This is a genomic window from Rhizobium sp. GCM10022189 (assembly GCF_042656325.1).
Classification (GTDB): Bacteria; Pseudomonadota; Alphaproteobacteria; order Rhizobiales; family Rhizobiaceae; genus Rhizobium.
The window spans coordinates 49,827-60,247 of the sequence record NZ_JBHSOR010000006.1 but is presented as its reverse complement, the minus strand read 5'-3'; the positions used below and the strand labels follow the sequence as shown (position 1 = coordinate 60,247).

The following is a 10,421-nucleotide window of genomic DNA, read 5'->3' as shown; positions in this document are numbered from 1 at the left end:
AAAAGCAGTTTTCGTGCTTTTTTTGGCCATGTTGGCGAGAGATTTCGAAAGTTTTTTGGCCGTCTGGCGCCGTTGCGAGAGGAGGTCTCCTTATCCGGCTTTTGTGTCCCGCCGCACATTTCCACGCTCGCGTGAAGAATGGTTGACAGCGGCTCGTCAAAAAGATCATCAACGGCGGTCGAAATTCGGATTCGGATGCCATGTCGGAAAACGCAGCAGGGGCAGTTATCGTCATTTCCAGCCATGTGGTGCGCGGATCGGTCGGAAACCGCGCTGCGGTCTTCGCGCTGGAAACGCTCGGCCATCAGGTCTGGGCACTGCCGACGATCGTGCTGCCCTGGCACCCCGGCCACGGTCGCTCGACACGGCTCACCTTTGCCGAAACCGATTTCGAGGCGGCGATCGACGATCTCATCCGCGCGCCGTGGATCGGCGAGGTCAAGGCCGTGCTGTCGGGCTATTTCGGCAATGCCGCGCAGGCCCGTTCCGTCGCGAAACTCGTTGCGTCCCTGCGCGAGAGGAATCCGGAACTGCTCTATGTCTGCGATCCGGTGATGGGCGATCTCGGCGGCCTCTACGTGCCGGAAGCGACAGCCGAGGCAATCCGCGACCATCTGATACCGCTTGCTTCGCTTGCGACACCCAACCGCTACGAACTCGCGTGGCTGTCGGGCGCGGCGCTCGACGACAACAATGCGGTCATGGAGGCCGCGCTTTCGCTCGGCCCCTCGCGCATGCTCGTCACATCGGCGGTGCCGATGATGGCGGGCGGTACCGGCAATCTCTATCTTTCCGGAAAACATGCGCTGCTTGCCGAGCATCGCCTTGTCGAGAACCCGCCGAACGGCCTCGGTGATCTGCTTGCCGCCCTTTTCCTGTCCCGCCTGCTCTCGGGCATGGAGGACGAAAAGGCGCTGCAGCTGGCGACCGCCAGCGTGTTCGAAGTGCTGGCGCGCGCCGTCAAGCGCGGCAGCAACGAGCTGATGCTGGCAAGCGATGCCTCCAGTCTTTCGACACCGATGGCGATGGTGCAGATGCGCCACCTCGTCCATCCCGCTCAACGGCGGAAAAAATAGGTTTCGTGCTTTTGCAGTGCAGCAGTTGATCTTGGGTCCGTCGCGCGCTAATCCAATGGCATGTTGAGCTTTCCCAACTCCCTGCTGGACGGTTATCGCAATTTCATGAGCGGGCGCTATGCCGATGCCCGCGACCGGTATCGGCAGCTTGCCGAAAACGGGCAGAACCCGACGACGCTCGTTATTGCCTGTTCCGACTCGCGCGCGGCTCCCGAGCTGATCTTCGATGCCGGGCCGGGTGAACTCTTCGTCATCCGCAACGTCGCCAATATGGTGCCGCCCTATGAGCCGGACGGTCATTTCCATTCCACGTCGGCGGCGCTCGAATTTGCCGTGCAGGCCTTGAAGGTCGAGAATATCGTGGTCATGGGCCACGGCCGCTGCGGCGGCATCCGCGCCGCGCTCGATCCCAATGCCGAGCCTTTGTCGCCTGGCGACTTCATCGGCCGCTGGATGTCGCTCGTGCGACCCGCCGCCGAACAGATCGGCAGCAACGACGTGATGACGCCGGCCGAACGGCAGACCGCGCTCGAACGTGTCTCCATCCGCAACTCGATCAACAATCTCAGGACTTTTCCCGACATCAAGGCATTCGAGGAAGAGGGGAAGCTGCGGCTTCACGGCGCCTGGTTCGATATCTCGACCGGTGAGCTCTGGGTGATGGATTCCGAGACACTGGATTTTATCCGTCCCGAAATCTAGGGATAGACCGCTTTATCAGTTTTTTAGGATATTCCACTACGCTCGCCAGCAGGCAGTATATGCGCGTGGATCAATCATGAATTTCGAAGCGGTGAAATTCAAGAATATCAGAAGGGCAGTGCTGGCCGCCATTCTGCTGCCGTTCGTTTTCATGATTGCCGAGGGAGTGGTGTTGATCCGCTCCTCGCTCACGCAGTACCGCGCGCTCGAAAATGACCATCTCTTTGCCGATGTTCTTGCCCGCGGAGGGTCGATTGCCGCCAATCAGATTCTGGCGGAACTCGTCGCCACGCGAACCTACATCAACAATCCCGACGAGACGACCAGGGCTGCGATGCTGGAAAGGCGCAGCGCTCTCGACATGGAACGCGCGCATTTCAACGCCAGTCTTCCAGCCGCCGAAGCGCTGGATGTCGGCCTGCGGTCGCAGCTTTCCAACCTCCGCCTCGCCTATAGCCGCATCATCGCCGCACGCTCGGCGGTGGATCAGGGTTATTACGGCAGGGGCGGCAACCCCGTTCATATCTACGGACAGGCCGGATTGAAGCAGCTTGGGCTCGTCGAGTCGCTGTCGCTGCGCATCCACGATCCCGTGTTGATGCGCAAATCCAGCGAGCTGATGAGCATCCTGCTCAGCTATTACGGCGAGCGGCTGATCGGCAATCTCGGCCAGCGCTATCTCGACCGGACCGATTTTTCCGCCATGTCGCACGAGCAGCTCGTTCAGGGCCAGATGATGCTCGGCAACGGTATGGATCGGCTACGCTTCCATTCCTCTTCGCCGGTCGTGCGGGACATTCTTGCCTACAGGGCGCAGGCCGACGAAGTCTGGGCCGATACTTTCACACAGGCCATGGTTTCCGGGGCGCTGCGGCCGGATAAGGCGATCCGGGACAAATGGATCGGCATCCAGAACGCGCGTCTGGGCTTTCTGCGGCAGAAGATCGATTCCGTCACCACCGATATTCATGTGACTGGGGAGGCGTTGTCGATGCGCTCGCATGTTCACATGACGATCGTGCTCGCGCTGTCGTGCGGCCTGGTCCTGCTCGTTGCCCTTATTGCGGCGCTTGCGGTGCGGGGCATCCGTCTCGTCGCTCGCGTCACTGAAGAGCGTGAACTGCTCATCAAGGAGTTGCGCAATGCTGCCCAGACCGATCTTCTGACGGGTCTTTACAACAGGCGTGGCTTCGAGGCTGCCGCTTTGGCGCTTCTGATGCAGGCCAAGTATGGGTCACGCTGGATTTCGGTCGTGCTGTTCGATCTCGATCACTTCAAGAAAATCAACGACATGCACGGCCATGACGCCGGCGATATCGTGCTGAAACGCGTCGCCGGCATCGCACGCGAGACCTTCCGTTCCTTCGACCTGCTGGTGCGCCACGGCGGCGAGGAGTTCATGGCGCTGCTGCCGGATTCGACGCCTGAAGATGCAGCCGTCGTTGCCGAACGTGTCCGGTCGGCCATCGAAGCGGCGGAAATCGAACTGCCGGGTGGCGAGATTCTGCGCGTAACGGCGAGTTTCGGCTGCGCGGGACGTGCGAATGCGGCCAGCAATCGCAATTTCGAAGATCTGGTAAAGCGCGCCGATCTTGCGCTCTATGCAGCCAAGGCCTCCGGGCGCAATTGCGTCGTCGCCGGACCGGTCGTTCCTGCTGCAGGCCAGGAAGAGCGGCGCAGGATGGCCGCTGGATCCCACGAATCCCGCCTGTGAAAAAAACGCCGCATTCGCATGCGGCGCTCCAATCACGTCCTATCGTACGTCTTTTCAGCCGCCGTCGATCTGCTGACCGATATAGGCGATTGCCTCCTGGTAGACCGTTGCGGCATTCCAGCCCTGGATGGCGACGAAGTTCGGCTCGCCCGGCTGGTAGCCGGCGCCGGCGCGCCAGCCGTGACCCTTGAGGAAATTGGCCGTCGAAGCCAGCGCATCGGCGCGGGAGCCGACCATATCGACGCGTCCGTCACCATCGCCGTCGGCGCCGAAGCGCACGACGTTGCGCGGCAGGAACTGGGTCTGGCCGATTTCGCCGTGGGCGGCACCTCGGGCCTGCGGGCTGAGATAGCCCTCCGAAACGAGCTGCAAGGCTGCGTAAAGCTGGTCGGTGAAATATTCCGAGCGGCGGCAGTCATAGGCGAGGGTAGAGACTGCGGACAGCGTATGCTGGTTGCCCATATAGCTGCCAAAGCCGGTTTCCATGCCCCAGATGGCGATCAGCGGGCCGGCCGGAACACCGAAGCGGCGCTCGATCGAGGCGAAGAGAGCCTGGTTGGCGGCCTTCATCGAGCGGCCACGGGAAATGACGGCGGCACCGCCGCGCTTCTTCATGAAAGCGTCGAAGGACAGCTTGAAGCTCTTCTGGCCGCGGTCGGCCGAAATTGTCGGCTTGTTGTAGCTGACATTGGCGAAGGCACGGGTGAGAACCGACTGGCTCACGCCATTGGCCGCCGCCGTCTGCTTGAAATCGGCGACCCAGGCTTCGAACCCGGCACTGGTATTGCCGCATTGGGCACCCTGCGCGAACGCCGGTACCGCGTGGAGGACGCCCATTGCCGTGGCGGCCGCCAGAAAGAATTTTGTCATGCGCATGGAGAAACCCCGCTCTCGATCTGCATAGCTTTTAAGCCAGGCAAGAGAATGCCAGCCGTCGGCGATTTTGTCACGATCACCTTTTAGCGAGCGCTTATACGGCAGTATTTGCCCGAAAAAGCCCCGCTCGTCGAGCAGGGCTTTAGCATATTATGGTTTACAAATGGTATCACGCTGCCTGCTTGCGCGGCTTGACGAGGCCGCGGTTGATGAGCAGCTCGGCGATCTGGATGGCGTTGAGGGCCGCACCCTTGCGCAGGTTGTCGGAGACGACCCACAGGTTGAGGCCGTTCTCGACCGTTGCGTCCTCGCGGATGCGCGAGATGTAGGTCGCGTCCTCGCCGGCAGATTCATAAGGCGTGATGTAGCCGCCGTTCTCGTGCTTGTCGATGACGAGGCAGCCCGGTGCTTCGCGCAGGATATCGCGGGCCTGATCGGCGGTGATCTCGTTTTCGAATTCGATATTGACCGATTCCGAATGGCCGATGAAGACGGGAACGCGGACCGCGGTGCAGGTCACCTTGATCTTCGGATCCAGCATCTTTTTCGTCTCGGCGAGAACCTTCCATTCTTCCTTCGTGTAGCCGTCTTCCATGAAGACGTCGATATGCGGAATGACGTTGAAGGCGATGCGCTTGGTGAACTTCTTGTTCTCGATCGGATCGGCAACGAAGACGGCGCGCGTCTGGTTGAAGAGCTCGTCCATGCCTTCCTTGCCGGCGCCGGAGACGGACTGATAAGTCGAGACGACGACGCGCTTGATCTTGGCGAAGTCGTGCAGCGGCTTCAGCGCGACGACGAGCTGGGCGGTCGAGCAGTTCGGATTGGCAATGATGTTACGCTTGGTGAAGGAGGTGATCGCGTCCGGGTTTACCTCCGGAACGATCAGCGGCACGTCGGCGTCGTAGCGCCAGGCCGAGGAATTGTCGATGACGACGCAGCCCTGCTGGCCGATCTTCGGGGAGAAACGCTTGGAAACCTCGCCGCCGGCCGACATCAGGCAGATATCGGTATCGGAGAAATCGTAGTTCTCCAGGTTGGCGACCTTCAGCGTCCGGTCGCCGTAGGATACCTCGGTGCCCTGGGAGCGGGCGGAGGCGAGCGCCACGACTTCATCGGCCGGAAAACCGCGCTCGGAGAGGATGTTGAGCATTTCCCGCCCGACATTTCCGGTCGCTCCCGCGACTGCAACTTTGAAACCCATTTCTCAAGCTCTCTTTCTCTTCTCTCCTCTTGTCCGGTGAGGGGGGAAGCGCGCCATTGTCGCGGCTTCCTGTCCCCGGCCGGGCCGGGGAGAGAGCGGCAGGCCAGAGACGTCAGACGGTTTTCGTCGTCGTTTTGGCCTTGGTTTTGGAAGAAACCGGAACGGCAAGATCCAGCCCGGCATCTTCTGCCAGGTCATTGCGCTCAGCGATGGTGTGCTGGTGGCGAACCATGGATATTCCTTTTCCGTCGTTGCTCATAAAAGGTTTTCCACAGGAGTCAAGGTTTTTGCGCGTGCGGCGCGAGCAGGGGAAGGGCGTCGCAATGCTGCGGCGTTTTGTCATCCCTCTGTCATTGCCGGGGGGTATCCCCGACCCGTTGTAATGACTGCAACGAAAAACGGGGGTTTTTCCATGCGTATGCTTCTCGCCGCCTTTGCGGCCACCACGATTCTCGCCGGCGCTGCCCAGGCAGCTTCGATCTATCCGCTGGATCGTGCCACGATTCTTGCCGGTTCACCGTTCGACTTCAAGGTCGAGCTTTCCAAGCAGGTCAAGCCGGAAGACGTGAAGATCACGGTCAACGGCCAGGATTACAAGACTGTCCTCGGGGGCGAGGCGCAGTTCATCGAGCTGGAAAAGGGCAAGGACGACAAGGCTCTCGGCTCCGCTCTCCTGCTGCGCGGCCTGAAGATTTCCGCTCCGGGCACCTACAAGGTTGAAGTTGCCACCGGCGATGAAAAGAAGGCCGTGACCTGGGAAGTCTTCGGCACTTCCGCACAGCCGAAGGCCAAGAACATCATCTTCTTCCTCGGCGACGGCCTTTCCGTCGCTCACCGCACCGCCGCCCGCATCATGTCCAAGGGCATGACCGAGGGCAAGGCGAACGGCCGTCTGAACATGGACGACCTCGACCATATGGCCTTCATCGGCACGTCGGCGACCGATTCGATCACCACCGATAGCGCCAATACCATGTCGGCCTATATGACCGGCCATAAGGGCGCCATCAACTCGCTCGGCGTTTATGGCGACCGGACTCTCGATACGCTGGACGATCCGCGTGTCGAAACCCTCGGCGAGGCCCTGCGCCGCCAGACCTCCAAGTCGATCGGCATCGTCACGACTTCCGAACTGCAGGACGCGACGCCGGCTGCCGTCGTCTCCCACACGCGTCGCCGCGACGACAAGGCCGAAATCACCGGCATGCTGTTCGACGTGAAGCCGGACGTCGTCCTCGGTGGCGGCTCGGCCTACTTCCTGCCGCAGGCAACTGCCGGCTCGAAGCGCAAGGACGACAAGGACTATGTCAAGATGTTCCAGGACGCCGGCTACAAGCTCGCGACCGACAAGACGGAACTTGCAGCCGCTGCCGGCGCCAACCAGGACAAGATCCTCGGCCTGTTCCACACCGGCAACATGGACACGACGCTCGATCGCGAATTCCTGAAAAAGGGTACGGTCGGCAAGTTCCCGGCCCAGCCCGGCCTCGTCGAGATGACCAAGGTCGCGCTCGACAAGCTCTCGAAGAACCCGGAAGGCTTCTTCCTGATGGTGGAGGCCGCCAATATCGACAAGATGACGCACCCGCTCGACGGTGAACGCGCTGCCGTCGATACAATCGAGTTCGACAAGGCCATCGGCCTGGCAAAGGAATTTGCCGCCAAGAACCCGGACACGCTGATCGTCGTCACCGGCGACCATACGCACGGCATCACCATCGTCGGCACGATCGACGATACGATCGAAGGTACGGAGATGCGCGAGAAGGTCGCGGGCCGCAGCTTCACCAACTATGTCGATGCCAATAATGACGGTTATCCGGACAGCGTCGACGTTTCCAAGCGTCTGGCCCTGTTCGTCAGCAACTATCCCGACCACTACGAAACCTTCCGCCCGAAGCTGGACAATCCGTACACCCCGGCCATCCAGAACGAGAAGAAGGACTATGTCGCCAACGAAGCCTATAAGGACGTTCCCGGCGCCGTCTTCGTTCCGGGCAACCTGCCGAAGAACGCCGCCTCCGGCGCCCACACCGTCGACGACGTTGTGCTGCAGGCGACTGGCCCCGGCTCCGAAGGCTTCAAGGGCTACATGGAACAGAGCGACGTCTACCGCGTCCTCGCCGATACCTTTGCCCTCGGCGCCAAGCAGACGAACTAACTGCCTGCATCCGGGGTCGCTTGCCGGCCCCGGACTTTTCGTCGATCCTCAATCCCGGCCGCCATGCGGCCGGGTATCCGTTTCCGGAGATCGCCATGGAAAAGCTCTCTTTGCTGCATGTCAGCCGCCGTCGCCTTATCGGCGTCATGGCTGCGCTTCCCTTTGCCGCTGCCCGGTCCGTTCTTGCCGATGATTCCTCGATCAGTTTCGATGAGCTCTACGGAAAGTTCGGCGTGCTCGGTCTCGAATTTTCCGACAAGGTCAAGCGCCTTGCCGGCAAGGATATCAGCATCAAGGGCTTCATGGCGCCGCCGCTGAAGGCCGAAGCACAGTTCTTCGTGCTCACCGAAGTGCCGATGTCACTCTGCCCCTTCTGCTCTTCGGATGCGGATTGGCCGGACAATATTGTCGTCGTCTATCTCGGCGAGAAGCAGACATTCGTACAGCCGAGTCAGACGATCGAAGTGCGCGGCACGCTGGAATACGGGTCGTGGAAGGACCCCGAAACCGGGTTCGTGAGCCTGCTGCGCATTCGCCAGGCCGAATATTCCACCGTTTGAGCACCGATGCTGGCTCTTGAAATCGAACATCTGGCCGTAAGGTTTTCCGGCCTCTCGTCGCCGGCGCTGGCGATCGATCATTTGTCGATCGCTGCCGGCAGTCGCATCGCGGTAACCGGAGCCTCCGGTTCCGGAAAGAGCACTTTCGTCAACGCGATCACCGGCCTGGAACGGGTCCGCGAAGGCCGTATCCGCTGGAACGGCGAGGATATCGCTGCGCTCTCCGAAAGTCGCCGTGACCGTTTCCGGGCTGCCAATATCGGACTGGTCATGCAGGAGTTTCACCTTTTTCCGGGCCTTTCGGCCGCCGAAAACGTGCTCTTGCCCGCGCGTCTCGCGCGCGCCGCGACATCGGCGATCATCGAGCGCGCCCACCATCTCCTTGAGATCGTTGGGCTTGAGCGCGCCGGGCAGAGGATCGAAACCATGTCGCGCGGCGAGATGCAGCGCGTGGCGATTGCCCGGGCGCTCCTGCGCAGACCTGGCGTCATCGTCGCCGACGAGCCGACCGCCAGCCTGGATGCCGAAAGCGGCGAGGCCGTCGGCGACCTGCTGCTCGACCTTGCGGTGGCCGAAGGCAGCACCCTGATCGTCGTGTCGCACGATCCTCGCCTTGCCGGCCGCCTCGATCGCCGCCTGACGTTCCGTTCCGGCCACATCGTCGACGATTCCGCCATCAGGGGAGCGGCAGCATGATCCGCTTCATTCTCGCCGATCTGCGCCGCCTGTGGGCCGGTTCCGTCGTCGTCGTGCTGCTGGTGGGGCTTGCTACGGCGCTTGGCGTTTCCGTCATCCTGCAGGAGCGGGCGCTTCGCCTCGGCAGCGCACGGGCGGCCGACAGGTTCGATCTCGTCATCGGTGCCGGTGGCAGCGAAACCCAGCTCGTGCTTTCGTCCGTTTTCCTGCAGCCGTCCGCGCTGCCGCTGATGTCCGGCGACGTTCTGGCCAGGCTTACCGCCGATCCGCGCGTCGAATGGGCCGCTCCTGTCGGCTTCGGCGATTCCTTCTCCGGCTATCCGATCGTCGGCACGACGAGAGCGCTGACGGAAACGATTTCCGGCGGGTTCTTCGAGGGCCGGGTTTTTACCAGCGAGGGTGAGGCCGTCGTCGGCTCGAGCGTCGACCTTGCCATCGGCAGCGAGATCAAGCCGATGCACGGCACGGTCGATACCGGCGGCCATACCCATACCGAACTTGCCTATCACGTGACCGGGCGCCTGTTGCCGACAGGCACGGCATGGGACCGCGCCATTCTGGTTCCGATCCAGGCCGTCTGGCATATTCACGGACTGGAAGCGGGCGAAGAGCATGAGCACGACCATACCGCGGAAGCGGATCGTCCTGAGGGGGCCGTACATGCGGAAGGCGCCGGGGAGGATGCCGACCATCATGCCGAAGCTGATCCGCATGCTGGCCTGAACGAGAACTGGACCACGCAAACGCCGGGCCTCCCGGCAATCCTCGTCAAGCCGAAGACGATTGCCGATGCCTACAAGCTGCGGCAGGACTATCGCGACGGCACGACGATTGCCGTCTTTCCGGGCGAGGTGCTGACCAACCTCTACGCGACGCTCGGCGATGCCAAGCAGATTCTCGTTGCCGTCGCCTCCGGCGCGCAGGGGCTCGTTGCCGCCTCGCTGATCCTCGTGACCGTTATCCATATCGGCCAGCGCCGGCGGCAGATCGGCGCGCTGCGCGCTTTCGGCGCTCCCCGCGGAGCGATCTTCGGCATTGTCTGGCTGGAATTCTTTGTCCTGGTCGCTGCCGGGGTCGGGCTCGGCTTTGCACTCGGTTATGGCGCGGCACTCGTTCTTTCCGGCTTCTTCTCGCAAAGCAGCGGCGTCAGCCTGCCGGTTGGTTTTGCACGCGAAGACGCAGCGCTTGCAATGATCCTTCTCGCCTTTACCGCCGCTCTCGCTGCCTTGCCGGCAGTGCTCGCCTACCGTCAGCCTCCGGCCCAGGCTTTGCGGGGGTGAGGATTGCCAGTTGCGCCGCGGAACCGTGCGGCTGCCGCAATCCATGCACAAAAATTAGACTAAAGTCATAATCCCAAAGCATCCCTCTTTCTGACGCGCCTTTTCTGTCAAACTCTCGTCAGGCGTGTCGTGGCCGGGGATATGCTTTGAGG

Annotated in this window: 10 protein-coding genes; 7 read left to right on the top strand and 3 right to left on the bottom strand. The window is 61.8% G+C overall.

The annotated features are described in order from the left end of the window. The first annotated feature begins 200 nt into the window (after positions 1-200). From pdxY to ACFPWW_RS06980, 3 genes are all read left to right on the top strand, one after another. On the top strand, positions 201-1,076 hold the full coding sequence (gene pdxY, locus ACFPWW_RS06990) for a pyridoxal kinase PdxY (RefSeq protein WP_113413181.1): 876 nt from the start codon (positions 201-203) through the stop codon (positions 1,074-1,076). A 60-nt stretch (positions 1,077-1,136) separates the two neighbouring features. Then, positions 1,137-1,778, top strand: a complete 642-nt coding sequence (locus ACFPWW_RS06985) for a carbonic anhydrase (protein ID WP_112562521.1) — start codon at positions 1,137-1,139, stop codon at positions 1,776-1,778. Between the two features lie 91 nt (positions 1,779-1,869). Then, positions 1,870-3,492 carry a sensor domain-containing diguanylate cyclase gene (locus tag ACFPWW_RS06980; RefSeq protein ID WP_377311241.1) on the top strand — a complete coding sequence of 541 codons (1,623 nt, stop codon included), beginning with the start codon at positions 1,870-1,872 and terminating at the stop codon, positions 3,490-3,492. A gap of 54 nt (positions 3,493-3,546) precedes the next feature. On the opposite strand, the gene ACFPWW_RS06975 is transcribed toward ACFPWW_RS06980, so the two are convergent. The 3 genes from ACFPWW_RS06975 to ACFPWW_RS06965 all read right to left on the bottom strand — a co-directional run bounded on the left by ACFPWW_RS06975 (position 3,547) and on the right by ACFPWW_RS06965 (position 5,915). After that, positions 3,547-4,368 carry a lytic murein transglycosylase gene (locus ACFPWW_RS06975; RefSeq protein WP_377311170.1) on the bottom strand — a complete coding sequence of 274 codons (822 nt, stop codon included), beginning with the start codon at positions 4,366-4,368 and terminating at the stop codon, positions 3,547-3,549. Positions 4,369-4,537: 169 nt separating this feature from the next. Further along, positions 4,538-5,572 (bottom strand): aspartate-semialdehyde dehydrogenase, encoded by a 1,035-nt coding sequence (locus ACFPWW_RS06970; protein ID WP_112562517.1) that lies wholly within the window; start codon positions 5,570-5,572, stop codon positions 4,538-4,540. A gap of 112 nt (positions 5,573-5,684) precedes the next feature. Beyond that, complete coding sequence (locus ACFPWW_RS06965; protein WP_112702748.1) at positions 5,685-5,915, bottom strand: hypothetical protein; 231 nt, start codon at positions 5,913-5,915, stop codon at positions 5,685-5,687. Positions 5,916-5,984: 69 nt separating this feature from the next. Between ACFPWW_RS06965 and ACFPWW_RS06960 the strand changes: the two genes are divergently transcribed. The 4 genes from ACFPWW_RS06960 to ACFPWW_RS06945 all read left to right on the top strand — a co-directional run bounded on the left by ACFPWW_RS06960 (position 5,985) and on the right by ACFPWW_RS06945 (position 10,269). Then, a complete protein-coding gene (locus ACFPWW_RS06960) occupies positions 5,985-7,733 on the top strand; it encodes an alkaline phosphatase (protein ID WP_377311167.1) in 1,749 nt (582 codons plus the stop codon). A 95-nt stretch (positions 7,734-7,828) separates the two neighbouring features. Then, complete coding sequence (locus ACFPWW_RS06955; protein ID WP_112702804.1) at positions 7,829-8,293, top strand: hypothetical protein; 465 nt, start codon at positions 7,829-7,831, stop codon at positions 8,291-8,293. Positions 8,294-8,299: 6 nt separating this feature from the next. Continuing rightward, positions 8,300-8,989, top strand: a complete 690-nt coding sequence (locus ACFPWW_RS06950; protein ID WP_112755988.1) for an ABC transporter ATP-binding protein — start codon at positions 8,300-8,302, stop codon at positions 8,987-8,989. Beyond that, complete coding sequence (locus tag ACFPWW_RS06945) at positions 8,986-10,269, top strand: ABC transporter permease (protein ID WP_377311164.1); 1,284 nt, start codon at positions 8,986-8,988, stop codon at positions 10,267-10,269. Before ACFPWW_RS06950 ends, ACFPWW_RS06945 begins: the two co-directional genes overlap by 4 nt. Positions 10,270-10,421: the final 152 nt, after the last annotated feature.